The organism is Marinobacter sp. KMM 10035 (assembly GCF_046537445.1).
In the GTDB taxonomy this organism is placed as follows: Bacteria; Pseudomonadota; Gammaproteobacteria; order Pseudomonadales; family Oleiphilaceae; genus Marinobacter; species Marinobacter sediminicola.
The window spans coordinates 1,313,634-1,340,266 of the sequence record NZ_JBBVMG010000001.1; the positions used below are offsets into that span (position 1 = coordinate 1,313,634).

A 26,633-nucleotide genomic window follows, 5' to 3' on the forward strand; every position below is an offset into this window, starting at 1 on the left:
GGGCAGTGAATTCGGTCTGCCCAGAGTAAACAAAATGCGCCGTGTTTGATTTGATATAGCTCAGCCCTTGTGAAGGCCTTCTTCTACCGCCCAAACAGCAACTTCCACGCGGGAGCGCAAGCTGAGCTTTTTAAGCAGGTGCTTTACGTGCACTTTTACCGTGCCGTCACTGATATCCAGTTTGCGGCCAATCATCTTGTTGGAAAGGCCTTCTGCGATAAGCCGAAGAATGTCCTTTTCCCGGGGCGTCAGGCTGTCGAAGTCCGGGCGCGAGGCCTGTTGGGGCTTGTTGGAGCGCAGGGCCTCAGCAAGCAGTGTGGTCAGCCTGTCGCTGATGACCATCTTCCCCAAGGCCGCCTGGCGCAACTGGGCAATCATGTCTTCCGGTTCCATGTCTTTCAGAAGGTAGCCGTCGGCACCGGCACGCAGAGCAGCGACTACGTCATCTTCCTGGTCAGACACCGTAAACATCACGATGCGCGAGCTTACATTCAGTTCCCGCAGTTTTTTCAGGGCGTCAATGCCGCTTACTTCCGGCATGTTGAGGTCCATCAGAATCAAGTCGGGTTCGAGCTCGGTTGCCAGCTGTATGCCGTCGGCGGCATTGCTCGCCTCGCCGGCTACTACCATGTCCCCTTCCATTTCGACGAGCTGTTTGATGCCTTGGCGCAATAATGGGTGGTCGTCGATCAGCAATATGCTGGCGGGTGTGTCAGACGCTACATCGGGCATGGTACTTCGCTTCCTCTCTCTTGATTGCATGGCGGCTCATGTGAATTGCCGCTTTTTTTTGATATTCAGGCGCTCGGTGCTTCGGTGGGAATCAGGTGCCGGCTTTTCGGAACGAATGTCAGGATTACCTCAACGCCACCGCTTTCGTGGTTTTGTACCACAACCTGCCCCCCGAGAGTACGGGCACGGTCCTGCATGATGATCAGCCCGTAATGGTTGACTGGCTGACCGTCCTCCGGCAAGCCCTTACCATTGTCTCGTATTTTTGCCTTTACCTGGGGCGACTCAAATAGTATGTCCACGCTAACTTCTGTGGCGTCTGCATGTTTAACCGCGTTGGCCAGGCCCTCACGCACAATTTGCAGTGTGTGTATTTCCTCGTTGGGCGACAGGGCTTGGGGAGGTAGATTGTAATTCAACCCTACGGGTTTCCCCAAACGCGTTGAAAACTCCTCAATAGTTTTGCGCAGAGCTGTGAGCAGATCAGGAGTGTCCAGCTTCAGCCGGAAGGTGGCCAGCAATTCCCTTAGCTGGCGATAGGCACTGTTCAGCCCCGTGCTCAGCTCGTCCAGAATGGCCTCGTGGGCGTTTTTCTGGTCGCCCTCAATGTTCAGCCTGCGCATGCGGGCTACCTGCATTTTCAGATAGGACAGCGATTGTGCCAAAGAATCGTGGAGCTCCCGGGCGATGACGGTGCGCTCCTCGGCCAGTGTGAGCTGTTGCTCTTCGTTAATCTGACGTTCAAGGAAAATGGCGGTTGCCAGTTGGTCGCTAAGCGTTTCCAGCAGGCGCCGAGCGGTATCCGAAAGCCCGGTTTCTACAGGGTACCACACCTCCAAAGTGCCCAGGAGTTTGCCGGGTGTACGTATGGGCAATAGCAACCTGCGCCCATCGTTATCTTCTATCGGAAGCTCGTCGTAGATTTCCGGTGTAACCAGACAAGCGTTGCAGTGGTGGTCACGGCAATAGAAAGGGCGGTCTGTTGAGGCGGTAGTAACAACCTGCACAGGCTCTGCAGCTTCTTTGTCGTGAAGGTAAAGCCGAATTGGTCCTATATCCAGGAGCTGTTCCAGCTCTTGCAACATGGGCACTGCGCCGCTGCACAGATCATGGTTGGCAAACAGGTTGCGGCTGGCAGTATGGAGCAATTGGAGGGCCGCATGGCTTTTTTCCAGTTCATCGGTTTTGCTGCGAGCGCGCTCTTCAAGCTCGTTGTACGTGAGTGCCAGCTCGCTACTCATTTGGTCAAAGGCGCTGCCCAGCTGGGCCAATTCGTCACTGCCCTTCATATTGGCTTTCTGGGAAAAGTCCTGCTCACCCACCGCTGTAGCAATAGTGACAAGTTTGCGCAGCGGCTTGAGAACCCGGTTTCTCAGGTCTACAAATAGGGCAATAATTATGAGTATGGAAAACGCGAGGCTGATGATCTGGATAAGGTGTAACAAACCGATTCGTGCTTCTGTGCGCCGTTCGAGCATGCTGACGAGTTGGTTTACGGAGCTTACGTAATCTTCTGTGGCCGCAAGCATCTCGACGTTGACGGGGGCCCCCTGAGGATGATTCTCCAGTGCCGGGCGGAGGGTCTGCTCCCAATAGGTTTTGACAGCGCGGTACTGGGTTGCAAGCGGGTGATCGGTCGAACCGGGAATTGCGCGGGTAATCAATCTGTCAAGAAGGCTGGCTTCATAGTCGTTCGCGAGGCTGCTGATGTTGCCTTCTGGAGTATTGTGGCTGTCCCCAGGGCCTGCAACGTGGGCAAGCAATCGAAATGCGCCCATGCGTAGAGCACCAGCCAGATTAATAGCCGTCGCGTTCCCTTCAATGCTTTTTGAAACCGCCAGCGTTGTAGCCATGCTGACAATGGATGTCAGCACAACGGCACACACAACGATAGTAATCCGGTTAACAAGAGGGCTTCTGGGTTTCATTGAATCTCGTCTTTGCGGGCGCCGGAGTCGAATACCTCCTTGAGGATAGTCAATTACCCCAATGGTTGGTATCCCATCATAGTCTTTGACCTGTCTCAGGGCAAAAGCTGACACTGAAAGACGGTGTGAATAGTGGCTCAAAAAGGCGCTGTAGGATGGGGTCAGAGGCGGATCAGGAAGACGAACGGCTGGCATCACTTGCCGTTGTTTTGCCGCTTGCAGTAACAGGCTTTGTTATTGCGGCTGGCTGCTGGACGCTGTTTGCGGTGGCTGGAATACATCTGAGAGCCGAACTCAGCCTTGGCAATCTTCAGTTTGGCCTGCTGCTCGCCATGCCAATGGCGGTTAGCGCTTTGCTTGCCGTACCCGCTGGGCTCGCCGCCCGGAAATTTGGTGCCCGGCGCATAATGCTTATTTGTCTTGCCGGGCTTGCGGCCTGCATGGTGGTTTTGCTTACCACAAATACCTTCATTGGTTATCTGCTTGCGGCGGGTGGGCTGGGGCTTGCCGGTGGGTTCTACAGTGCCGGGCTGCAGTTTGTAACCAGCAACTGCCAGCCCATGAGGCTTGGCCTTGTCCTGGGGGTGTTTGGTGCTGGCGTTACCGGTGCCGGGTTTACCTATTACCTCGTGCCCCTTTTTCATGATGCCTTCTCCTGGCATGGCGTTCCTCTGGCTTATCTGATTGTGCTCGTGTTAGTGCTGGCTCTGTTGCTGTTGCTTACCGATCCGGAGGACGCGGCTGCAGATCCGCAAACAGAAACCTCCCTGAAAGTGTTGTTCCGGTACCTCAATCAGCAGGGGATGTGGCAGCTGGTGGCCTATTTTGGTGTGGTAGCCGGAAGTTTTTTTGCGTTGGCTTTGTGGCTTCCGGATTACCTTTCCTCACAGTTTGGGCTTCAGGTCGGGTCGGGTGCCAGGCTGGCGCAGTGGTTCATCATACCGGGGGCTCTGGCGCAGATTCTGGGCGGGGGGCTGTCTGATCGCTATGGCAGCCCTAACGTTATTAGCCGGTCGCTCTTTATTGGCCTGGTAGCACTGGTGGTGTTGTCTTACCCGCCCATGACGCTATTCATTCGAGGTGTGGAGGCAACCATCAGGGTTGAGTTTGCGCTACCCATGAATATTGAAAGAATCTTTGTGGTGGTGCTCGGAGTGGCGCTTGGAAGTGCCATGGGCAGTTTGCAGAGAATGGTGATTATTGAGAGTCGCCAGAATGCTGCATTTGTTGCCGGATTACTGCTGGTCGGCGCCTGCTCAGTGGCTTTTTTGTTGCCGGTTATTTTTGGTGCGGTGAACCACTGGTTGGGGGTTCGCAGTGCCGTATTCATGATCGTGTTTGTTCTGCTTTGTGTTTGCCAATTCATGTTTGCCCGCTTTAACCGCCGCCACGAACGTAACGCACTTCTCCATCCGGGGATATAGCAGCTATACCTCCTCGGTGGTAGAGCAGGGTTATGTAGTAGTAACCACGCAGATTTCAGGGTTTTTCTCCCACACAATAGTTCCAATTCGGAAAAACGATCCGCAGACGGGTTGATGGAGAGAGAGACCATGAGTCATTTGATCGATAAGCTGAGCTACTTCAGTAAAAAGCGCGAGTCCTTCGCGAACGGCCACGGCGAAACCCACGACGTAAACCGCGACTGGGAAGACAGCTACCGCCAACGTTGGCAGCACGATAAAATCGTTCGTTCCACCCACGGCGTAAACTGCACAGGCTCCTGTAGCTGGAAGATCTACGTCAAGAATGGATTGGTGACCTGGGAAACCCAGCAAACCGACTACCCCCGCACCCGTCCGGACCTGCCTAACCATGAGCCCCGTGGTTGCCCTCGTGGTGCCAGTTATTCCTGGTACATGTACAGCGCTAACCGTCTGAAGTACCCACTGATGCGCAAGCATCTGATGAAGCTTTGGCGTGCGGCACGCATGCAGTTCAATGACCCGGTTGAAGCCTGGGCGTCCATTGTTGAAGACCCGAAAAAAACTGCGGAGTACAAACCCCGTCGTGGTATGGGCGGATTTGTGCGTTCCAGCTGGGACGAAGTTAACGAACTGATTGGCGCAGCAAACGTTTACACGGCCAAGAAGGTTGGCCCGGATCGTATTATTGGCTTCTCTCCAATTCCTGCCATGTCGATGGTTTCCTACGCGGCCGGTAGTCGTTATCTGTCGATGATCGGCGGCGTGTGTTTGAGTTTCTATGACTGGTACTGCGATTTGCCGCCGGCTTCTCCGCAAGTGTGGGGTGAGCAGACCGACGTTCCTGAATCTGCAGACTGGTACAACTCGGGCTACATCATTGCCTGGGGTTCCAACGTGCCTCAAACCCGTACTCCGGACGCCCACTTCTTTACCGAAGTGCGCTACAAGGGCACCAAAACTGTTGCCATTACTCCGGATTACGCCGAAGTCTCCAAGCTGTCTGATGAGTGGCTGAATCCCAAGCAGGGTACAGATGCGGCTCTGGGTATAGCTATGGGGCACGTCATTCTTAAAGAATTCCACCTCGACAACCCCAGTGAGTATTTCACCGATTACGTGCGCCGTTATACCGACATGCCGTACCTGGTAAAGCTCGACAAAATGGAAGATGGCCGCTACGTACCTGGCCGATTCCTGCGCGCCAGTGATCTGGTGGGCGGCTTGGGTGAAGAGAACAATCCTGAATGGAAAACCATTGCCATTGATGAAGCCAGCAACCAGCTGACAGCGCCTAACGGCTCTATCGGTTACCGTTGGGGCGAAAAGGGCAAGTGGAACCTCAAGCAAACTGCCAAAACCGACGAAGTCAGTCTGCAGCTGTCGTTGGTTGAGAAACACGATGAAGTTGTCGATGTAGCCTTCCCGTACTTTGGCGGCATCAAGCACGACCACTTCAAGTCGGTTGAAATCAGCGACACTCTGACTCACAAGCTGGGCAGCCGCAAAATAGAGCTGGCCGATGGTGGCGAAGCTCTCGTGGTTACCGTGTACGACCTGATGATGGCCAACTACGGAATTAGCCGTGGCCTGGGCGATGACGATGGTGCAACCTCCTACGATGAAATCAAGCCGTACACTCCGGCCTGGCAGGAGAAGATCACCGGCGTACCCGCTGAGAAAGTGATTCGTATTGCCCGTGAATTTGGTGAGAACGCCCATAAAACCAAGGGCCGTTCCATGATCATTGTTGGTGCTGGTATGAACCACTGGTATCACATGGACATGAACTACCGCGCGCTGATCAACATGCTGGTCATGTGTGGCTGTATCGGTCAGAGCGGTGGTGGCTGGGCTCACTACGTGGGTCAGGAAAAACTGCGTCCGCAAACCGGTTGGCAGCCGCTGGCCTTTGGTCTGGATTGGCAGCGTCCACCACGTCAGATGAACGGCACCTCGTTCTTCTACGCTCACTCCGGGCAGTGGCGCTACGAGAAGCTGGATGTGAGTGAAATCCTTTCTCCTCTGGCCGACAAGTCCAAATTCGGTGGCAGCCTGATCGATTACAACGTACGCGCAGAGCGTATGGGCTGGTTGCCATCGGCACCTCAGCTGAACCGCAACCCGTTAGGCATTGCGGCCGAAGCTGAAAAGGCCGGTATGGATGTACCTGCCTACGTGACCCAGTCCATGAAGGACGGCTCACTGGCCTTTGCATCGGAAGATCCGGAAGCGCCGGAGAACCACCCACGCAACATGTTTATCTGGCGCTCCAACCTGCTGGGCTCCTCCGGTAAAGGTCACGAGTACATGCTCAAGTATCTGCTGGGTACCACCAGCGGCTTGCAGGGCAAAGACCTTGGCCACAATGGCGGCATGAAGCCAGAAGAAGTGAAGTGGCATGACGAAGCACCTGAAGGCAAGCTGGACCTGTTGGTTACACTCGACTTCCGCATGTCCACCACCTGCTTGTACTCAGACATAGTTCTGCCTACCGCTACCTGGTACGAAAAGAACGACCTGAATACATCTGACATGCACCCGTTCATCCACCCGCTGACCGCTGCGACTGACCCGGCATGGGAATCCCGTAGTGACTGGGAAATCTACAAAGGCATCGCCAAGTCCTTCTCCAAGGCATCGGAAGGCCATCTGGGTGTTGAAAAAGACGTGGTTACTCAGCCACTGATGCACGATGCAGCAGCCGAGCTGGGCCAGCCGTTCGATGTGAAAGACTGGAAGAAAGGCGAGTGTGAGCTGATCCCGGGCAAAACAGCGCCGAACTTCGTCACCGTAGAGCGGGATTACCCGAACACCTACGCGCGCTTCACTTCGCTTGGGCCTTTGATGGACAAGTTAGGTAACGGTGGCAAGGGTATTAACTGGAATACCGAAAAAGAAGTGAACTTCCTGGGTGAGCTGAACTACAAGCACATCGACGGAGCGAACGCAGGTCGTCCGAAAATTGAAAGTGCGATTGATGCTGCAGAAGTGATTCTGACGCTGGCACCGGAAACCAACGGCCACGTGGCGGTTAAAGCCTGGGCTGCGCTGTCGGAGTTCACCGGGCTGGATCACAGCCACCTTGCGGTAGGCAAAGAGCACGAAGCGATTCGCTTCCGCGATATCGTGGCACAGCCCCGCAAGATCATCTCCAGCCCGACCTGGTCTGGCCTGGAAGACGACCACGTGTCCTACAACGCCGGCTACACCAACGTGCACGAGCTGATTCCCTGGCGCACATTGACCGGCCGCCAGCAGTTCTACCTCGACCACGAGTGGATGCGGGCCTTTGGTGAAAGCCTGCTGGTGTATCGCCCGCCGATCAATACCAAAGCGGCTGCACCTCTGCTGAATGCCAAGCCTAACGGCAACCCGGAGAAAGCGTTGAATTTCCTGACGCCGCACCAGAAGTGGGGTATCCACAGTACCTACAGCGACAACCTGTTGATGCTGACCCTGTCTCGCGGTGGCCCCATTGTATGGCTGAGTGAAGACGACGCCCGCGACGTGGGTGTGGAAGACAACGATTGGGTAGAAGTGTTCAACGCCAACGGGGCACTCGCAGCGAGAGCCGTGGTCAGCCAGCGGGTTATGCCGGGCATGATGATGATGTACCACGCTCAGGAACGGATTGTGAACATTCCCGGCTCGGAAGTGACCGGAAGCCGCGGTGGTATCCACAACTCAGTCACCCGGGCTTGCCCGAAGCCCACGCACATGATTGGTGGCTACGCGCAGTTCTCCTACGGCTTTAACTACTATGGAACCGTGGGTTCCAACCGCGATGAGTTCGTGGTGGTGCGCAAAATGAAGAACGTTGACTGGCTTGATGGCGAAGGCAACGACACTGTTCAGGAGGCTGTAAAATGAAGATCCGTTCCCAAGTAGGCATGGTGCTGAACCTGGACAAATGCATCGGTTGCCATACCTGTTCAGTGACCTGTAAAAACGTGTGGACCAGCCGTGAAGGCATGGAGTACGCCTGGTTCAACAACGTCGAAACCAAGCCCGGTATTGGTTACCCGAAAGAGTGGGAAAACCAGGACAAGTGGAAGGGTGGTTGGATGCGCGATGCCAGCGGCAAGATCCGCCCGCGCATTGGCGGCAAGTTCCGGGTATTGGCGAACATTTTCGCCAACCCGGACTTGCCGGAAATTGACGACTATTACGAGCCGTTTGATTTCGATTATCAGCATCTGCATACCGCAGGCGACAGTAAGCACCAGCCGGTTGCACGGCCACGCTCGCTGATCTCCGGCAAGCGCATGCAGAAAATCGAGTGGGGCCCGAACTGGGAAGAAATTCTCGGTACCGAGTTTGCCAAGCGTCGTAAGGATAAAAACTTCGACCAGATTCAAGCCGACATTTACGGTCAGTTTGAAAGCACGTTCATGATGTACCTGCCGCGCCTGTGCGAGCACTGCCTCAACCCGACCTGCGTGGCGGCCTGCCCAAGTGGCGCCATCTACAAGCGGGAAGAAGACGGCATCGTACTGATCGACCAGGACAAGTGCCGCGGCTGGCGGATGTGTGTCTCCGGCTGCCCGTACAAGAAAATCTACTTCAACTGGAAAACCGGTAAGTCTGAAAAGTGCATCTTCTGCTACCCGCGTATTGAGGCTGGTATGCCGACCGTGTGCTCCGAGACCTGCGTAGGTCGTATCCGCTATCTGGGTGTGTTGCTTTACGATGCCGACCGCATCGAAGAAGTGGCCAGCACTCCGGGCGAGCACGAGTTGTATGAAAAGCAGCTGGAAATCTTCCTGGACCCGAACGATCCGAAGGTGATTGAACAGGCTCAGAAAGACGGCGTGCCAATGAACGTTATCCAGGCAGCCCAGCGCAGCCCGGTGTACAAGATGGCGGTGGACTGGAAACTGGCCCTGCCTCTGCACCCGGAATACCGCACTCTGCCAATGGTCTGGTACGTACCGCCACTGAGCCCGATCCAGTCTGCAGCAGAAGCCGGCAAGGTTGAGTTCGACGGCATACTGCCGAAGATCGAAAGCCTGCGTATTCCGGTGAAGTATCTGGCGAACCTGCTCACCGCAGGGGACGAGAAGCCGATTGTGCGCGCGCTCAAACGCATCATGGCAATGCGCCTGTACAAACGAGCAGAAACCGTAGATGGCGTTGAAGATCTGCGGGCATTGGAAGAAGTCGGCCTGACTAAGGCTCAAGCTGATGAAATGTACCGTTATCTGGCCATTGCGGATTACGAAGATCGCTTCGTGATTCCCACCAGCCACCGTGAACTGGCGAAGGAAGCTTTCCCTGATGCACACGGTGAGCGCGGCGGTTGCGGCTTCAGCTTCGGCGACGGTTGCAGCGGTGGTGACAGCGAATTCAGCATGTTTGGTGGTCGTAAAAACACCACGTCCATGGTGCAAAAGCTGACCACTGTGAAGCAAGTCGACCCCAAACAGCTACAGAAGTAAGGAGGCCGCATGAAACTGTTGAAAGTACTGGCACGGATTCTGGAGTATCCCTCCGCTGAACTTCAGGCCTCCAAAGACGCCATGGTAGCTGCTGTCCTGGAGGACAGCCGGCTACCACGGAAAAACAAGGAGCAGCTGCTCCAGTGTATCGACCGCCTGTGTGAGGGCGATCTGCTGGATCTCGAAGAGGCCTATACCGGCACCTTCGATAAAGGCCGCGCCACCTCACTGCTGTTGTTTGAGCACGTGCACGGTGAATCCCGTGACCGTGGTCAGGCCATGGTTGACCTGATGGAGCAGTATCGGGCCAACGGGCTGGAAATCGACGCCAAGGAATTGCCGGATTACCTGCCGCTGTTCCTGGAGTATTTGTCGACCCGCCCCTGGGAAGAAATCCAGAACTGGTTGGAAGATATCCATCACATTCTTGGCCTTCTGGGCGAGCGGCTGTATCAGCGTGAAAGCCTGTATCACGTAGCCATGGACTCGTTGCTGGAGCTGTCTGGTCGCACAACCGATCGCCAGGAGCTTGCACAACTCGTGGCCTCGGAAGAGCGTGACGACACAGCAGAAGCGCTGGATAAGGTCTGGGAAGAAGAAATGGTGAAGTTTGTGGATGACCAGGGAAGTTCCTGTAACACCGGAGGCGTTGTTGGCCAGCGCCGCCGCGAAATGGAACAAACCCAGACCATTCACCTCAGTGATCATCTGATGACGGATGTAACGCCCGCTCAGGCGCGTGCCGCCGCGAGAGACGCCTGACGGCGCAGGAGGAGACCAAGATGATGTCTTATCTGAATACATTGATTTTCGGGATTTATCCGTACATCGCTCTGGTGGTGCTGGTTCTTGGCACTTGGGCACGATACGACCATGGGCAGTTCACCTGGAAGGCTCATTCCAGCCAGATGCTGCGCAAGAAAAACATGGTCATGGCCAGCGTGTTGTTTCACGTAGGCATTCTGGTGATCTTCTTTGGCCACCTGGTTGGGCTGCTGACGCCACACTTTGTGTACGAGCCCTTCATGACCGCAGGTACCAAACAGGTACTGGCGATTGTTGTGGGTGGTATTGCTGGAGTCATGTGCCTGATTGGTGGCGCTATGTTGGCCTATCGCCGGTTAACGGACCCGCGGGTCAGCGCAAGCAGTACCTTTGCCGATAACATGGTCATCATCATCCTGGTTGTTCAGGTGGTGCTGGGGCTGGCAACCATTCTGCCAACACTGGGACACCTTGATGGCGGCACCATGCTGCAATTGGCTGGCTGGGCACAGGCCATCTTCACCTTCCAGGGCGGGGCAGCCGAGTACATGGTGGGCGTACATTGGATCTACAAGCTGCATATGTTCCTGGGCTTGACGATCTTTGTAATCTTCCCGTTCACCCGTTTGGTGCACATGTTGAGTGTTCCGGTGGAGTATTTCGGCCGGAAGTACCAGGTGGTAAGGAAGCGGGCGTAAGGAAAAATTGGGCCTTGCCCCCTCTCCCCAACCCCTCTCCCCTTGCGGGAGAGGGGACAGCCCCCACTGAACAAACCTACGGAGACCAACCATGCAACTGATCCCCACCGGTGAACCCGAAAAACCCAGAAACCAGTTTCCGCCAGTGTATGTGGGTGAAACCCTGATACCTGAGGATGATATCGCTCGGGAAATGCAGCACCACCCGTCTGAAGAAGTAGCTGAAGCCTGGCATGAAGCCGCCAAAAGCCTTGTTATTCGAGAGCTGCTTCTGCAACAGGCTAAAGTATTGAAACTGCCAGAAGAGCTGGATGAAGAAGCTGCGATAGCACAGGTGCTCGAGCAGGAGCTCGACGTGCCCCAGCCCAGCGACGAAGACTGCGAGCGCTTTCATGCAGCCAACCCCGGCCGTTTCCGCAGTCCGACATTAATGGCTGTAAGCCACATTCTGCTGGCGGCAGCACCAGACGATGTGCAAGAACGCATGCGGCAGGAAGAAATCGGGCAACAGTTACTTACCTCTTTGATTGAGGGACGGGCCCAGTTTGCGCCGCTGGCCAAGCAGTACTCTGCGTGTGAATCCCGTCACCAGGGTGGTAGCCTTGGGCAGATCAGCAAGGGGCAGACCGTCGAAGAGTTTGAGCGGCCAGTGCTGACGCTCAAAGAAGGCCTGAATCCGGAATTGATTGAAAGTCGTTATGGCTGGCACATCGTGCGGGTAGACCAGCGTATTGATGGCGAGCAGCTGCCATACGAGCATGTAAAACCGCAGATTCGCCAATACCTGAGCGAAAGCGTGACCCGTCGGGCATTTCGTCAGTATTTACAGGTGCTGGCCGTCGAAACAGGTGTTCAGGGGGTCGATCTTGAGCTCCCCGACTCGCCCTTGATGCAGTGATTTAAAGAAAGACACGGATGTCATCCCGGAAAATAGGTAGTAATGCGAAATATTGCGTTAAGTCAATTATTACCAAGTATCCGTGATACTACCCCCATGGGGGGAGCGATTTTTCAGGAGTATCCTCTTATTATCTAAAACATGATTTTGAATGCATGATATGAAAGGGGATAACGCAATGATGGCTACGCAACCTGCACAAACCCGCTACGCCAAACCTGTTGTGTTGGCTGTGAATGAGTTGACCAACGGCGAAAGCGTACTGCAGCCCATGCGCAGCCACGCCCTGTTCAACACGCTCAGCGACGCAGACTTTGAGAATCTCGTGCTCCAGTCCCGCCGGCTTCGCTTGGGGCATCATCAACTGCTCTACCGGCAGGACATGCCAGCCCATCACTTCTTCTTTGTGGTATCCGGGCGCTTGCGGCTATACCGGCTGGATTCCTCCGGAATTGATCGAACACTCGATAGTATTGCACCAGGTGACTGCTTTGCAGAAGTAATGATCTACGCTGACCCAGCCCGCTATGCGTGCTATGCCGAAGCATTGAAATCCAGTGAAGTTCTGATGATTCCCGTGAAAGCCTATCAGGAACTGCTCGATAGCAAGCCTGAGTATGCCAACGCGGCCCTCCGTCACTACGCCATGCGTGCGGTTTCCCGGTTCCACGATCTTGAAATTATGACGGTTCAAAATGCCCGTGATCGTTTGATCCGTTACCTGATCGATTTGCTGCCAAATGGTGTTTCCGAAGGCGGGGAAGTCGAATTGCCATTGCCAAAGTGCCTGGTAGCGTCTCGGCTTGCGATGCAACCGGAAACCTTCTCGCGGATTTTGGCAGATTTGAAATCCAACGGGCTTGTGCGGGTAAACCGGAGCAAATTGTTTATCTCTGATCCCAAGCGATTGATCGAAATCAGTCAGTAGAAAATTGAAAGGATATCGCCTTCATGATTAGCAGTTACAGTGATTTGATCAAAACAGCAAAAAGTGAACACGAACCCCAGCGCCTATTGTTTGTTTTCTGTCGGGCAGAACTGCCAGATGACGCATCGGCTGACGAAAAAGCCGCATTTGAGCGGGGTGAGGGCGGCGCACTTACGCCCGTTATATGCGTGGACAAAGCCCTGGAAGAAGTCTTGGAGTTTGCTGTACTGGTTGAAGAGTCCAAGAGCACTGGCCAGTCATGGGATGTGGTCTTCGTTGCGGCCATGTCTGGCCGAGGGGGCACAGCACCATCGTCCGACGAAGCCCAACAGCCACTGACCATGATGGTGGAGTCGATTCGTTTGGGGCATGTCAGCAATTATCTGCCACTTGATAGGAGTGGGAGAGCGGTCAACCTCGGCTAGCCAGGATGCCTTTTTGCTTCTTGCGAAAAAGACATATCCATATAGAGGTATTTGAATTATTCCTCGATCGCATAGGCTGTTTAACTCAGGCGTAGGTGATTCGCTGTTTCCGTTGGGGGCTTGTTTTGAACGTTATTTTTCGCAGTGTCTTTTGTATTTTTACCCTGCTTCTCGCAACTGTTTCGATGGTTCAGGCAGCACCGCTCAGCCAGTATGAGCCGGTGTCTGGCAGGCAGGTTATCCAAAAGGCCTTCCCGGAAGTAGATCGGGTTGAACCACGGGAAGGCAACCGCGCTATCCAGGAGTTGTATGCCGCTGACGAACTGAAAGGTTATGCCTATCAATCCCTGGATTTTGTGCAAACGCCTGCCTATTCCGGCAAACCACTGAACGCTATGGTGGTGCTGGATACCGAAGGCACTATCCGCTTTGCCAAAGTGATTCACCATGATGAGCCCATACTTCTGGTGGGCATTCCCGAAAGTAAGATGCACGCATTTACCGATCAGTACACCGGCTTGAAAGCAGATCAGCGGGTTACTGTCGGTGGCACATCTACCGAGCGCAAGATTGCTGTTGACGGGCTCTCCGGTGCCACAGTTACGGTTATGGTGATCAATGAAGTCATTATGCGCACCGCGCACCGGGTGGGGGTTGAACTTGGGCTGGTAGAAGGCAGCGGCACCAAGCGACCGCCAGCGGCTGAGGTTGTCAAAGATGGTTTTCAGCCTCGCACCTGGGAAGAATTGACCGGCGACGGCTCGATTCGCCGCATGCTGCTGACCAAAGGCCAGGTAGATGACTCCTTCAAAGGCACCGAAGCAGAGGGCGTTGAAACAGCTGCACCTGATGAGCGTGATGAGCCACTGATTGATCTGTATGCAACTTACCTGGATTCACCGGTGATTGGTCAGAATCTGCTGGGTGAAAAGCAGTATGACTGGTTGATGTCCGAGCTGAAGGAAGGTGAGCAGGCGATTGCCGTATTGGCTAACGGTGACTATTCCTTTAAGGGCTCAGGCTATGTGCGCGGGGGTATCTTCGACCGCGTTCAGATTCGACAGTACGGTGATACCTTCAACTTCCGCGACATGGACTTTTTTCGCCTAAGCGATGTTTACGCGGCAGGCATGCCCAGCTTCAAGGAAATGGCGATTTTCATAGTTCGCCAGCAGCACAACTTTGATCCGGGGTCACCCTGGACTCTGGAGCTGACGGTAAAGCGCCAGACAGGCCCGCTGGACAGTGAGTTCCAGGTGTTTCCTCTGGAATACCAGCTGCCGGAACAGTATTACACCCGTGCAGAACCGGTGCTCACAGACGAAGAATGGCTCGAAACCCAGCCGCTATGGGTTCAGGTTTGGTATCAGCGCCAGTTCCAGGTGATTGTTCTGGGGATTGGTATTGGCGTGCTGTTGTTGATTTTGTTCTTCCAGGACTGGCTGGTGAAAAAGCCTAAGGTGACGCGCTGGATTCGCCACGCATTTCTTACCTACACCGTGTTTTTCATTGGCTGGTATGCCTTGGGCCAACTGTCGATCGTTAACGTTTTGGCATTTGTGCATAGTCTGGTCAGCGGCTTCACCTGGGAAACTTTCCTGATTGATCCGATTATATTTGTGCTCTGGGCTTCTGTGGCGGGCATCGTGTTGCTCTGGGGGCGAGCTGTTTATTGTGGTTGGCTGTGCCCGTTTGGGGCGCTGCAGGAGCTGATCAACGAGATTGCACGCTTCTTCAAGGTTCCCCAGTACAACGTGCCCTGGCCTATTCATGAGCGTTTGTGGGCGGTGAAGTACATCGTATTGCTGGTGCTGTTCGGGGTGTCTCTGGACTCGCTGGCAACCGCTGAGAGGATGGCAGAAATCGAGCCCTTCAAAACCGCAATTACCCTTCGCTTTGATCGCAGTTGGCCGTTTGTCACCTACGCGGTTCTGCTACTCGTAGTGAACATTTTTACTCGCAAGGTTTTCTGCCGCTACATGTGCCCGCTGGGTGCTGCACTGGCGTTGCCGACCAAGTTGCGTGTTTTCGACTGGCTCAAGCGTCGTAAGGAGTGCGGCAACCCTTGCCAGCTGTGTGCCAAGGAATGCGAAGTGCAGGCTATTCACCCTGACGGCACCATCAACTACCAGGAATGTCACTACTGTCTGGACTGCCAGATGACCTATTTCGATGACCACAAATGTCCTCCGCTTATCGTCAAGCGTCGTGGCAAGCGTCGTGGTCATAACGCCCCGGGCCGCCCTGAGGAGATTCCAGTGGTTCAGGTGACGTAGCAGTGTAAAACCAAAAATAAAATAGAAATAGAAATAGAACCGCCATTACCAATAACGGAGTTCAATGCTATGAAAAAGAAAGAAGAGTTAGGAAAGGATCTTGCCGAAAATGGCGAAAGCGGGTTGAGCCGTCGTCGCTTCCTGGGCGCGACTGCTCTGGCTGGCGCAGTGGGTGCTGCAGGCCTTGGTGGCGCTGTAATGACCCGTGAGTCATTTGCTGCTGCAGCGAAGGAAGCTCAGAACAAGATTCACGTAGGGCCGGGCGAACTGGACGAATACTACGGTTTCTGGAGCGGTGGCCACCAGGGTGAGGTTCGTGTTCTTGGCGTTCCATCCATGCGTGAAATCATGCGGATCCCCGTATTCAACGTTGATTCAGCCACAGGCTGGGGTATCACTAACGAAAGTAAGGATATTCTGGGTCGCGACAAAACCTACCTGAACGGCGATTGTCACCACCCGCACGTTTCCATGACCGACGGTCGTTACGATGGCAAGTACCTGTTCATCAACGACAAGGCCAACACCCGTGTTGCCCGTATCCGCCTGGATATCATGAAGTGCGACAAGATTACTCACGTTCCGAACGTGCAGGCCATTCACGGGCTGCGCCTGCAGAAAGTGCCCCACACCAAGTATGTGTTCTGCAACGCAGAATATATGATTCCGCACCCCAACGACGGTAGCGATTTCTCCATGGAGAACAGCTACACCATGTTTAACGCGCTGGACGCGGAAACCATGGAAGTCGCCTGGCAGGTGATTGTAGACGGCAACCTCGACAACACAGACGCCGATTACACTGGCAAATATGCGGCGTCTACCTGCTACAACTCCGAGAAAGCGACGGATTTGGCCGGTACCATGCGTAACGACCGCGACTGGGTAGTTGTGTTCAACATTGAGCGCATTGAGGAAGCCGTCAAGAATGGCGATTTCAAAACTCTGGGCGACTCTAAAGTTCCAGTGGTTGATGGCCGTGGTAAATCCAGGCTGACCCGTTATATTCCTGTGCCAAAGAACCCGCACGGCGTTAACACGTCACCAGATGGCAAGTACTTCATTGCCGCCGGTAAGCTATCGCCAACCTGTTCGGTGATCGCCATCGACAAGCTGGACGATGTGTTTGATGACAAAATCGAACTTCGTGATGTGATTGTTGCCGAGCCGGAGCTGGGTCTTGGGCCTCTGCACACAACCTACGATGGTCGCGGTAACGCTTATACCACGCTGTTTATCGATAGCCAGGTAGCCAAGTGGAACATTGCGGATGCCATCAAGCACTACAATGGCGAGAAGGTGAACTACCTGCGCCAGAAGCTGGATGTGCATTACCAGCCAGGCCATAACCATGCATCTCTGACAGAATCCCGCGATGCCGATGGTAAGTGGCTGGTTGTGTTGTCCAAGTTCTCGAAGGACCGCTTCTTGCCGGTTGGCCCTCTGCACCCGGAGAATGACCAGCTGATCGATATTTCTGGCGAGGAAATGAAGCTGGTTCACGATGGTCCTGCGTTCGCAGAGCCGCATGACTGTATTCTGGTTCGCCGTGATCAGATTAAAACCAAGAAGGTTTACACCCGTGACGATCCGTATTTTGCCGGTGCCCGTGCTCAGGCGGAGAAAGACGGAGTTGCTCTGGAGTATGACAACAAGGTGATTCGCGACGGTAATAAGGTTCGCGTTTACATGACGTCGGTTGCACCTATGTTTGGCCTGACTGAGTTCAAGGTGAAGCAGGGCGATGAGGTAACTGTGTATGTTACTAACCAGGATACCATTGAGGATGTGACTCACGGTTTCTGTATGGTAAACCACGGTGTGGGCATGGAGATCAGCCCTCAGCAGACCTCTTCGGTGACCTTCATTGCGGATAAGCCTGGTGTTCATTGGTACTACTGCAACTGGTTCTGTCACGCTCTGCACATGGAGATGACGGGTCGGATGTTGGTAGAGCCGGCTTGATTTAGTAGATGTAACCGGAGCCCTGTATCGGGCTCCGGTGTTTTGATCGTAATTCGGAGAAGCAAATCAAGGGAAGAGGGTCTTTCAAAACACGCTGTGGATACGTCCGTGTACGCTTGGCTCCGCCATCCCTGGCTCCGCACAGTTTTGAAAGACCCTCTTCCCTTGCTTTGCCAGACTGTTTAGTTAGCCTTGAACTTACTGAGTAATCGTTGATGCACCACAATTTGCGTTTAGGGGTGGCCCTGACAGTCGCCTTGCTATCGCTGACCGCCCAGGCTGATATTCAGCAGCAGCTGGATGATCTGGAGCCGGGCGCTTCCTTTGACCTTCCTTCTGAAACCCTTCCGTCTTTGGCCATTCGGGTGCCGGGGGTGGTTGTGGCCTGTGCTCCGGAAACGCTGATTGATGGTGGCGGTGCAGGCAGCGCAGTGGTTATTGAAGCAGAGGATGTAACGCTTTCAGGGTGCCGTATTCGTAACTGGGGTACGGATTTGAACCAGCTGAATGCCGGGGTTTTCGTTAAGCGGGAGGCCCGTGGCGCGACGGTGGAAAACAACGATCTGCAGGGTACTGCGTTTGGTATTTGGTTGGATGCAGCGCCAGATGCGACGGTGAAGAATAATACGATTCGGGGGGATGCGACGGTTCGCCCGAACGATCGGGGTAATGGCATTCATCTGTTCAATACCACCGGGGCTTTGATTGAAGGCAATGATATTCGTCAGACTCGGGATGCGATTTATATTGAGACGGCGAACAGGAACAGGATTCGCAATAACACCATGGCGGATCTGCGTTACGGGATTCACTACATGTATTCCATGGATAATCTCCTGGAAGGCAATGTGACCCGGGGGACCCGAACGGGTTATGCCTTGATGCAGAGTAAGCGTCTTACGGTGATTAATAACCGTTCCGAGAACGATGAGAATTACGGCATTCTTATGAACTTTATTACCCAATCGGTGCTGCGGGGGAATGTGGTTTCGGGGGTGTCTCAAGGGCAGACCGCCGGGGTGTCGGTTTCCGGCGCGGAAGGCAAGGCTGTTTTCATCTATAACTCTTTGTATAACACCTTTGAAAACAATGTGTTTCGGGACAGTGGGGTGGGTATTCATCTGACCGCCGGCTCGGAAGATAATGATGTGTTCCGCAATGCGTTTATCAATAATCAGCGCCAGGTCAAGTATGTAGCCCTGCGTACGCAGGAGTGGTCGAAGGAAGGCGTGGGCAATTACTGGAGTGATTACCTGGGCTGGGATCGCAACCAGGACGGTGTTGGTGATGTGCCTTATGAGCCTAACGATAATGTTGACCGACTGTTGTGGACCTACCCTGAAGCAAAAATCCTGATGTTCAGCCCGGCGGTGGATACGCTGCGCTGGGTTCAGGAGGCGTTTCCTGTGGTTAAGGCCGCGGGTGTAAAGGATTCTTACCCGATGATGAGCCCCCCTAAAATGTTACAACCGGAGTCCTGATGAGCTGTTTTCGTCTTGAGAATGTGAGCTACCGGTACGATAAGGCGCTGGTACTGAATGGCGTTGATTTGCGCCTGGAGCCCGGGGAGATTCTCGGTCTTTTCGGACACAACGGCGCTGGAAAAACCACGAGTATCAAATTGATTCTGGGGCTGATGACGCCGTCGCAGGGCAAGGTTTCCGTGCTCGGTGGCGAGGCCGGCGATCCCAAAATCAGCCAGTACATCGGTTACTTGCCTGAAAACGTAATGTTTTATCCACAGCTGACCGGCCGTGAAATTCTCGCCCACTTTGCCCGCCTGAAAGGCGCCAGTCTGCGGCAGGTTCCTGAGTTGCTGGGGCAGGTAGGGCTGGATGATGCCATGGATGCCCGGGTCAAAACCTATTCCAAAGGTATGCGCCAACGCTTGGGGCTTGCCCAGGCCTTGCTTGGAAAACCGCGTTTGCTGATGCTGGATGAGCCCACGGTTGGTTTGGACCCAATAGCTACCGCGGACCTCTACCGTTTATTACGAACGCTGCGGGACGATGGAACGGGTGTTGTCCTATGCTCCCATGTACTTCCCGGCGTGGAACCTTACATTGATCGGGCTGCGATTCTGACGGATGGCAGCCTGAAGGCGTCGGGGGATCTCGCATCCTTGCGCCGGCAAGCCAACATGCCCACAACCCTTTCTATAGAGCCTGAAAACACCGTGGCGGCGCTGGAGGCGGTTGTAAATAATGCCCCGGCTTCAGCAGGGCTGATGATGCATCAGGCCAACGGGCGGCTGCGCGTAGATGTTCGACCAGCAGAAAAAATGGAGCTGGTGAAAGCTTTGGTTGCATCGGGCGAAGTGCGTGATTTGGGTATTTACGAGCCAACTCTGGAGGATGTGTACGTGCACTTTATCGGTTCGGGTGGGCTTGCCCATCGTGGAGGTGCTCAGTGAATAGCATCTGGACAATTGCACGTAAAGAATTAAGCGACAGCCTGCGGAACCGTTGGCTGATCGCCATTGCTTTGGTGTTTGCCACGCTTGCGGTGGGCATAGCCTGGTTTGGTGCAGCGGCCTCGGGGCAGGTGGGTTATGCGTCTACCCCTGCAACCATTGCCAGCCTGGCGAGCCTGGGTATCTTTCTTATTCCGCTCATTGCGCTGCTACTGGCTTACGACGCCATTGTAGGTGAGGAAGAGGGCGGTACGCTTTTGCTGCTAATGACGTATCCGCTAAGTCGCGGGCAGTTGCTGTTCGGGAAGTTTCTGGGGCACGGGCTGACATTGGCTTTGGCGACCTTAATAGGCTTTGGCGTAGCAGGCGTTGCTATTGCCTTGTTGGTAGAAGACGTTGCCGTTGGTGCTCTGACTGTCGCCATGTTGCGCTTCATTATTTCGACAACGTTGCTGGGTTGGAGCTTCATTGCACTTGCCTATGTGGTCAGCGTGCGGGTCAGTGAGAAGCCGATTGCTGCTGGCTTGGCCCTGGCGATCTGGTTCTTCTTTGTGCTTATTTTCGATTTGTTACTGCTGGGCACGCTGGTCGCCAGCCAGGGCGAGTTAAACCCGGAATTACTGCCATGGCTTCTGTTGCTCAACCCGACCGACATTTACCGGTTACTGAACATTGTTACCTTCAGCGACAGCACTCAGCTTAGCGGTGTTCTCAGTCTTGGCTCTGATTTGCCAATTGGCCCGGGCGGGCTTTGGCTGGCACTGATTCTCTGGTTTGTTATTCCTTTAGCCGGCGCCTGGGCATTGTTCCGTGGCCGTCGCATCTGATTTCCGCAACCACACTATGGCAATTACACTACACTATGGAGAGCTCCATGAAGTCTGCTCAAATCAAATCCCTGCCGTTACTGTTGATGTTCGCATTGCTTCTGGTGGGATGCTCGGGCGAAGCGGAGAAGGTCGTCGAAAAGCCTGCGCCAGTGCATATTGAATCTGGTGACGAATGCCACGTATGCGGCATGGCCATCACCCGTTTCCCCGGCCCCAAGGGCGAAGTGATTACCGAGAAAGAGCAAACAGTCCACAAGTTCTGCTCCACCCGCGATATGTTCGCTTGGGCGTTGCAACCCGAGAACGTCGTGCGCAAGCACACCCTGTACGTTCACGACATGAGCCAAACCGAATGGGCCAGCCCGGATGATGCCGCCCTGATCGATGCCCGCGAGGCTGTGTACGTGGTGGGGTCTGAGCGTAAAGGCGCCATGGGCAAGACCCTGGCATCCTTCTCCACAGAAGCGGCTGCCCAGGGATTCATGGCGGAGCATGGAGGAGAGCTATTAACTTATGACGCAATCACCCTGGAGCATCTCAACACAGAGATGCCCATGGGAGATATGCATGGTGATATGCAGCACTAAGGTCGAACTTTTCTCCAAAGCGCCCGCCCCACAACCCTAACCTTGTCTCGGGTCGCCATTCTGCCAAGGTTGGTTTTTACCACGCCTTTGGTGAACCGGGTCGGTTTGGAATAGTCGATGCGTACGTCTACCAGAACCGGCCGCCCGGCGGCCGATTTCAGCATAGCGATCTCCAGACTTTCAGAAATATTCTGATTTCCAGCCATTGATACAAACTCGACACCCACGGCTTTGGCAAAGGCCTCATAGTCCATCGACCCGAGCACGGTGCAGGTTTTCTGGTTGTACGGAATTTGCTGCGCCTGTGCAATCTGCGACAACTCACCATCGTTGAATACAAAAATTATCAGCCCGACTTCCAAGCGTGCAGCTGTTACCAACTCCATGCCGGTCATCAGCAGTGCACCGTCGCCTACGATACCGACGACCTGACGAGTGGGATTCGCCAGCTTTGCGCCGATGGCACCAGGAACACAGTAGCCCATGGCGTTGAAGTCGCTGGGAGACATGTAGTTCCGCGCACCCAATATCGGTAATAGCTCGGCCACCAGGAACGTATGGTTGCCATCGTCTGCGACGACAATTGCATCATCTGCAAGGCGTTCGCGTAATTGGCTGAAAAATAGCTCCGGGTTTACCCGGTCGCCGCTGTCGTGATCCCGCCACTCTTTCTTGTAGGCGGCTTTGTCTTTTGCAATCTCCTCGCGAATGCCGGTGTTGGATGCCGAGGGCTGCAGGGCTTTTACAGCCTTGAGAAGCGCGGGCAGTGTAACTCTCGCGTCTCCCTCAATCGTATGGCTGGCTGGGTAGTTGGCGCTGAATACCTCGGGGTTGATGTCCATGTGAATCAGCATTTTTGGCGGGCTGATGCCGTAGCTTCCCGTGGGGATTTCCGAAAACCGCGTCCCTATCGCTAACAGGCAATCTATCTTGGCAAAGGCATTGGTTGCTGCCGGAACCGCGTAATTGCCCATGCCCATGCCGGTGTGCAAAGGATGGTTACCCGGGAAGGCGCTTAGTCCCTGAAGAGTTGTTGAAACAGGCGCATCCAGTAGCTCTGCCAACTCGATCAGCTCAGCCTGGGCATCAACAGAACCCCAGCCCGCGAAAATGCCCGCTTGCTTAGCCTGCACCAGTGCCTGAGCTGCTGCATCAACCAACGCCTGATCTGGCTGTACTGGTGGCGGCGGTGCCTGAAAAAGAGGCATGTCGTCCACGTCGCCCAGAAAGTTGCTTATGTTGACCGGAATTTCGATAAAGACGGGGCCGGGCTCGCCGCCCATGGCCACGTTATAGGCTTCGTAAAGTGTAGGGATAATTTCCCGATGACTGGCAATGCGCCAGGTTTTCTTGGTAATCGGCTTGAGCAGAGCGTGCTGATCCATCTCGTGGAGTTGGTATCTGTGCCCGGATTCCGAATGAATCCCACCAGAAATAATCAGCATGGGTATACCGTCAATGCCCGCTTCGCCAATGCCGCTTGCAGCATGGGTAACCCCCGCGGCAGGCACAATCAGAAGTGTGCCCAGTTCAGCACCGGTGCGGCTGATGGCATCGGCCATGAAGGCGCCACCACACTCATGGGTAACAAGTGTTGGCTCAATGCTTTCAGAGCGGTTCAGCTCATCATAGATTTCGGTGGTATGGACGCCGGGAATGCCGAATGTGCGACGTATACCGAGTTGCTCCAAAGCGTGGCGAACGAGAGTCGCGCCGGTTTTTTTCATGAATATGCCCTGAGTATTATTGTTTTGAGTTCAAGAGCTTAATGCTTAACGATCAATCAGGCCAGTGAAGTGGAGAGTGTTAAGGCGTGGAAGAGTTTTTAAGCGGCGGGGTTGGGCGGGAATGAGCCCGGCACCCGGGGGATCATCCCCCGGTCATATTCATGAAGCGCAGAATCTGTACATCGCCGTTGCTGGAGAAATGATGGCGTTCCGGCTTCAGATCCATGGAGTCGATGATGGTTTGCCGTAGTTTGTCGTCGGTTACCGGATGGCCACGAAGTACTCGGCGAAGGTCCACAGAATGCTCATTGCCCAGACATAGGAGTAGCCGGCCTTCAACGGTTACGCGCACGCGATTGCAGGTGGAGCAGAAGTTGTGGGAGTGGGGTGAAATGAAACCCACCTTGATGGGGCTGTCCGACATCCGGTAATAACGCGCGGGGCCGCCGGAATCTTCGGGGGTGGGCATCAGATCGTGGTGTTGGCGAACAATGTCGCGCACCTCATCACTGGTGCACAGTGCCTGCCCGCGATCGTGCTCGGAAATCTCACCCAAAGGCATTTCTTCGATAAAGGTAATGTCGATGTTTTTCTTCCGGGCAAACTCGATCAGATCCGGAACTTCGTGATCATTGCCACCTTTCATTACCACGGTATTCAGTTTAATGCCTTTAAAACCGGCATCTCTTGCAGCGTCTATACCTTCCAGCACTCGCGACAGTTTGCCTGTGCGGGTAATGCTGGCGAATTTTTCCGGGTCCAGAGAATCCAGGCTGATATTCAATCGTTTCAGGCCGGCTTTGCGCAGGGGCTCTGCCATGGTAGACAACTGGCTGCCATTGGTGGTCATGGCAAAATCACGCAGGCCGTAGGTGCCTATCTCCCGAACCAGTTCGAGAATGTCTTTGCGAACCAGCGGCTCGCCACCCGTAAGGCGGATTTTTTCCGTGCCCAGAGAAACAAATGTTTTGGCAACCCGGGCAATCTCCTCAAGTGTCAAAACCTGTTGCCGGGGCAGAAAAGTCATCTCTTCTGCCATGCAATAAACGCAGCGGAAGTCGCAGCGGTCGGTAACGGACAGGCGTACGTAATTGACGGTTCTGCCAAAACGGTCTGTCAGCTTGCTGTTGGACATTGGCTTCTTTCCTGTAACTGCTGAATGCGCGCTTACGGATTGAGTATAGCTCCAGTATCGCAGAATCAAACCCTGAATCAGATACCCCTCGCGGGGTAAGCCTGGTGGCGCTCGTTTACAGTAAACATTGTGCGGGGATTCTTTATTCAGTCAGAAAGTGATTGATTTTCGCTCAAAACATGATTATAAAATACATGTTAATGGTTGGCGGCATAAGCCAAAAAATAGTTTGCTGGAGAATAGAATGGAAAAACTGCTGTTTCGAGCCAATAGTGCGATGGTTTGGTCTTTGATCGGGTTGATTGCCACAGTCTTGATGGCGTACCCCCTGGCCGGCCGATTCCCCATGATGATTCAGGTACTGGCCCATGTGGGTACCTTACTGTTTGCCGTTGGTATCAAAATATCCTACGTCGCTCGGTTGGTGTTTTTAAGTCGCTTGGGAAGACCTGTTCACTGATAAACGGTAGAATAGGTGAAAGATTGAACAATGCTGAGGTCTTCGCTATGACCGTGCGACCCGGAAAAACAGGTTTCAGGGTTCTTGCGTATATATCCATAGGGTTAGCCGCCATCGGTGTGGTGTTGCCACTATTGCCGACCACGCCTTTTGTTTTGCTGGCAGCGTTTTTTGCGAGCAAGGGTTCCCCGGCATTTGCCAGTTGGCTTGAAGAGCACCCGTCGTTTGGCCCCGCCATCAGAGACTGGCGTCGGAATAGGGTTATACCCTTAAGGGCCAAAGTGCTCGCTTGTGGCATGATGGCGTTGAGCTGGGGAATACTATTCGCGATGGGTGCGGCTACTGTGGTTTTGGCCATCTCGGGAACTTTCCTCGCGGGCGTAGCGTCTTATTTGCTTACCAGGCCTTCGTACTGATCGCTTTCATAGAACAACCGGAGTGTTGAATGCATATTACCCGTTACACCGATTACTCGCTTCGCGTGCTGATTTATCTGACGGTGCAGGGGGATCGCCTGACAACTATCCAGGAAATTGCAGACAGCTATGACATCTCCAAAAACCACCTGATGAAGGTGGTGCACCAGCTCAACAAGAATGGCTACATAGAAACAGTACGCGGAAAAAAGGGCGGTATGAGGCTGCACAGGGCACCTGAGGATATCAACATAGGTATGCTGGTGCGTGATACTGAGCACGACCTCAGTATTGTTGAGTGCTATTCCGATAAGAACACCTGCAAAATCTCTCCGGTTTGTGGGCTTAAGCCCATATTCGGAGAAGCCCTGCAGGCATTCCTTTCGGTGCTCGACAAATACACATTGAAAGACATCATGAATGATCAGCACCAACCGCAATTATTAAAACTGCTGCAAATCGCCTGATCACCCTCCTTTCTGTCTTTCTACCCTGGCAAGTTTCAGGCCGGTTGGCTCTCAAGCCTCATCCGTAGCCGGTCTGGTAACGAGTATTTCAGTATTCTTTTTACGACCGTGCCGTATTGGTGCCTGAAGCTGCCGGTGTCGTAGTGGATGCCATACTTACGGCAGACTTCCTGAACTTTCTCGGAAACCTCGGGGTATCGGTGTGCTGGCAGGTCCGGGAAAATGTGGTGCTCGACCTGATAGCTCAGGTGCCCGCTAAGCAGGTGTATCAATTTATTGCCGGTAAAATTTGAAGAACCGGTAAGCTGGCGCAAATACCAGTGTCCTTTGCTTTCATTTTCGCAGTCTTTCTCGTCGAAGGTTTCTGCATCCTCAGTGAAGTGGCCGCAGAAAATCACTGTGGACGACCACAGATTGCGCATCAGGTTGGCGCCGAGGTTTCCGGCCAACACAATGGGCGCTACCGGAAAGGTAATGAGGGGGAAGAACACGTAATCCTTGAAAACCTGTCGCCCACCTTTTCGCAGCGTGTCTTTCAGGAATGGAATCTTGTCGCGCATGCGGATCTCTCCGCGCCTTACCCGTTCAAACTCCAATTCATGCAGGCTTACGCCCCACTGAAAGAAAACGCTGAGCACTATGTAGTTCAAAAATTGCAGGAGGTGGGCCGGATGCCATTTTTCATCATCACTCAGGCGCAGAAGCGCGTAACCGTAGTCCCGATCTTTGCCGATGATGTTGGTATAGGTGTGGTGCTCATAATTATGCGTGCGACGCCAGGAATCGGATGAGCACGCGGTATCCCACTCGTAAGTTTGTGAATGCAGGGTGGGATCGTTCATCCAGTCATACTGGCCGTGCATCACGTTGTGGCCAATCTCCATGTTCTCAATGATTTTGGATAGGCCCAATGAGACCGTTGCAGCCACAAATACCGGCGGGATAAAGCCGAATGGCATCATTACCCGGCCACCCACCTCAAGAGCACGGTGTAAGCGAATCACCCGACGAATGTAGTTGGCATCCCGCTCTCCAAGATCCGCGACGATTTCATCCCGAATGCTGTTCAGGTCTTGCGCCAATTCCTGGAGTTGGTCTTCGGTCATCTGTTTCATGTT

22 protein-coding genes are annotated in these 26,633 nt (G+C 54.1%); 17 read left to right on the forward strand and 5 right to left on the reverse strand.

The features are described 5' to 3' along the window. Nucleotides 1-60: 60 nt before the first annotated feature. On the reverse strand, nucleotides 61-732 hold the full coding sequence (gene narL, locus AADB16_RS05875; protein WP_200368875.1) for a two-component system response regulator NarL: 672 nt from the start codon (nucleotides 730-732) through the stop codon (nucleotides 61-63). 65 nt (nucleotides 733-797) lie between these two features. Next, on the reverse strand, nucleotides 798-2,660 hold the full coding sequence (locus AADB16_RS05880) for a histidine kinase (protein WP_410801983.1): 1,863 nt from the start codon (nucleotides 2,658-2,660) through the stop codon (nucleotides 798-800). A 155-nt stretch (nucleotides 2,661-2,815) separates the two neighbouring features. Between AADB16_RS05880 and AADB16_RS05885 the strand changes: the two genes are divergently transcribed. From AADB16_RS05885 to AADB16_RS05950, 14 genes are all read left to right on the forward strand, one after another. Next, a complete protein-coding gene (locus tag AADB16_RS05885) occupies nucleotides 2,816-4,084 on the forward strand; it encodes an MFS transporter (RefSeq protein WP_410801984.1) in 1,269 nt (422 codons plus the stop codon). A 129-nt stretch (nucleotides 4,085-4,213) separates the two neighbouring features. Then, entirely contained in the window at nucleotides 4,214-7,957 is a 3,744-nt protein-coding gene (locus AADB16_RS05890) for a nitrate reductase subunit alpha (RefSeq protein ID WP_410801986.1), read from the forward strand. Next, nucleotides 7,954-9,525 (forward strand): nitrate reductase subunit beta, encoded by a 1,572-nt coding sequence (gene narH, locus AADB16_RS05895; RefSeq protein ID WP_309043671.1) that lies wholly within the window; start codon nucleotides 7,954-7,956, stop codon nucleotides 9,523-9,525. Before AADB16_RS05890 ends, narH begins: the two co-directional genes overlap by 4 nt. A gap of 9 nt (nucleotides 9,526-9,534) precedes the next feature. Beyond that, on the forward strand, nucleotides 9,535-10,287 hold the full coding sequence (gene narJ / locus AADB16_RS05900; protein ID WP_309043670.1) for a nitrate reductase molybdenum cofactor assembly chaperone: 753 nt from the start codon (nucleotides 9,535-9,537) through the stop codon (nucleotides 10,285-10,287). A gap of 23 nt (nucleotides 10,288-10,310) precedes the next feature. Beyond that, on the forward strand, nucleotides 10,311-10,988 hold the full coding sequence (gene narI, locus AADB16_RS05905) for a respiratory nitrate reductase subunit gamma (RefSeq protein ID WP_309043901.1): 678 nt from the start codon (nucleotides 10,311-10,313) through the stop codon (nucleotides 10,986-10,988). A gap of 91 nt (nucleotides 10,989-11,079) precedes the next feature. Continuing rightward, nucleotides 11,080-11,886, forward strand: coding sequence for a peptidylprolyl isomerase (locus AADB16_RS05910; RefSeq protein WP_410801989.1), 807 nt, complete (start codon nucleotides 11,080-11,082; stop codon nucleotides 11,884-11,886). A 178-nt stretch (nucleotides 11,887-12,064) separates the two neighbouring features. Beyond that, a complete protein-coding gene (locus AADB16_RS05915; protein ID WP_309043900.1) occupies nucleotides 12,065-12,814 on the forward strand; it encodes a Crp/Fnr family transcriptional regulator in 750 nt (249 codons plus the stop codon). Between the two features lie 23 nt (nucleotides 12,815-12,837). Further along, entirely contained in the window at nucleotides 12,838-13,239 is a 402-nt protein-coding gene (locus AADB16_RS05920) for a ribonucleotide reductase subunit alpha (protein ID WP_309043668.1), read from the forward strand. A gap of 185 nt (nucleotides 13,240-13,424) precedes the next feature. Beyond that, nucleotides 13,425-15,515 (forward strand): transcriptional regulator NosR, encoded by a 2,091-nt coding sequence (nosR, locus tag AADB16_RS05925; protein WP_309043899.1) that lies wholly within the window; start codon nucleotides 13,425-13,427, stop codon nucleotides 15,513-15,515. Between the two features lie 69 nt (nucleotides 15,516-15,584). Then, nucleotides 15,585-17,480, forward strand: a complete 1,896-nt coding sequence (gene nosZ / locus AADB16_RS05930) for a TAT-dependent nitrous-oxide reductase (RefSeq protein WP_298448993.1) — start codon at nucleotides 15,585-15,587, stop codon at nucleotides 17,478-17,480. A gap of 215 nt (nucleotides 17,481-17,695) precedes the next feature. Next, nucleotides 17,696-18,961, forward strand: a complete 1,266-nt coding sequence (locus AADB16_RS05935; protein WP_410801990.1) for a nitrous oxide reductase family maturation protein NosD — start codon at nucleotides 17,696-17,698, stop codon at nucleotides 18,959-18,961. Then, the gene (locus AADB16_RS05940; protein WP_410801992.1) at nucleotides 18,961-19,893 is read left to right on the forward strand and encodes an ATP-binding cassette domain-containing protein; all 933 of its coding nucleotides are present in this window, start codon (nucleotides 18,961-18,963) and stop codon (nucleotides 19,891-19,893) included. The genes AADB16_RS05935 and AADB16_RS05940 overlap by 1 nt, the downstream gene beginning before the upstream one ends. Further along, entirely contained in the window at nucleotides 19,890-20,720 is an 831-nt protein-coding gene (locus tag AADB16_RS05945; RefSeq protein ID WP_410801994.1) for an ABC transporter permease, read from the forward strand. The genes AADB16_RS05940 and AADB16_RS05945 overlap by 4 nt, the downstream gene beginning before the upstream one ends. A 47-nt stretch (nucleotides 20,721-20,767) precedes the next feature. Further along, entirely contained in the window at nucleotides 20,768-21,310 is a 543-nt protein-coding gene (locus tag AADB16_RS05950; protein WP_309043664.1) for a nitrous oxide reductase accessory protein NosL, read from the forward strand. On the opposite strand, the gene AADB16_RS05955 is transcribed toward AADB16_RS05950, so the two are convergent. Then, nucleotides 21,307-23,037: a thiamine pyrophosphate-binding protein gene (locus AADB16_RS05955; protein WP_410801996.1), complete on the reverse strand. Its 1,731-nt coding sequence runs from the start codon at nucleotides 23,035-23,037 to the stop codon at nucleotides 21,307-21,309. The genes AADB16_RS05950 and AADB16_RS05955 overlap by 4 nt on opposite strands. Nucleotides 23,038-23,179: 142 nt before the next feature. Then, a complete protein-coding gene (moaA, locus tag AADB16_RS05960) occupies nucleotides 23,180-24,172 on the reverse strand; it encodes a GTP 3',8-cyclase MoaA (protein ID WP_410801998.1) in 993 nt (330 codons plus the stop codon). Between the two features lie 244 nt (nucleotides 24,173-24,416). Here moaA and AADB16_RS05965 point away from each other — a divergent pair, with 244 nt between their 5' ends. From AADB16_RS05965 to AADB16_RS05975, 3 genes are read left to right on the forward strand one after another with little or no spacing between them, the layout of a single operon-like run. Beyond that, entirely contained in the window at nucleotides 24,417-24,632 is a 216-nt protein-coding gene (locus AADB16_RS05965; protein WP_309043661.1) for a hypothetical protein, read from the forward strand. Nucleotides 24,633-24,679: 47 nt separating this feature from the next. Continuing rightward, nucleotides 24,680-25,048, forward strand: coding sequence for a YbaN family protein (locus AADB16_RS05970; RefSeq protein WP_410802000.1), 369 nt, complete (start codon nucleotides 24,680-24,682; stop codon nucleotides 25,046-25,048). Nucleotides 25,049-25,077: 29 nt separating this feature from the next. Further along, on the forward strand, nucleotides 25,078-25,515 hold the full coding sequence (locus AADB16_RS05975; protein ID WP_298448977.1) for an RrF2 family transcriptional regulator: 438 nt from the start codon (nucleotides 25,078-25,080) through the stop codon (nucleotides 25,513-25,515). A gap of 35 nt (nucleotides 25,516-25,550) precedes the next feature. Here the strand turns inward: AADB16_RS05975 and AADB16_RS05980 are convergent, their stop codons facing one another. After that, nucleotides 25,551-26,630, reverse strand: a complete 1,080-nt coding sequence (locus AADB16_RS05980; RefSeq protein ID WP_410802002.1) for a fatty acid desaturase family protein — start codon at nucleotides 26,628-26,630, stop codon at nucleotides 25,551-25,553. Nucleotides 26,631-26,633: the final 3 nt, after the last annotated feature.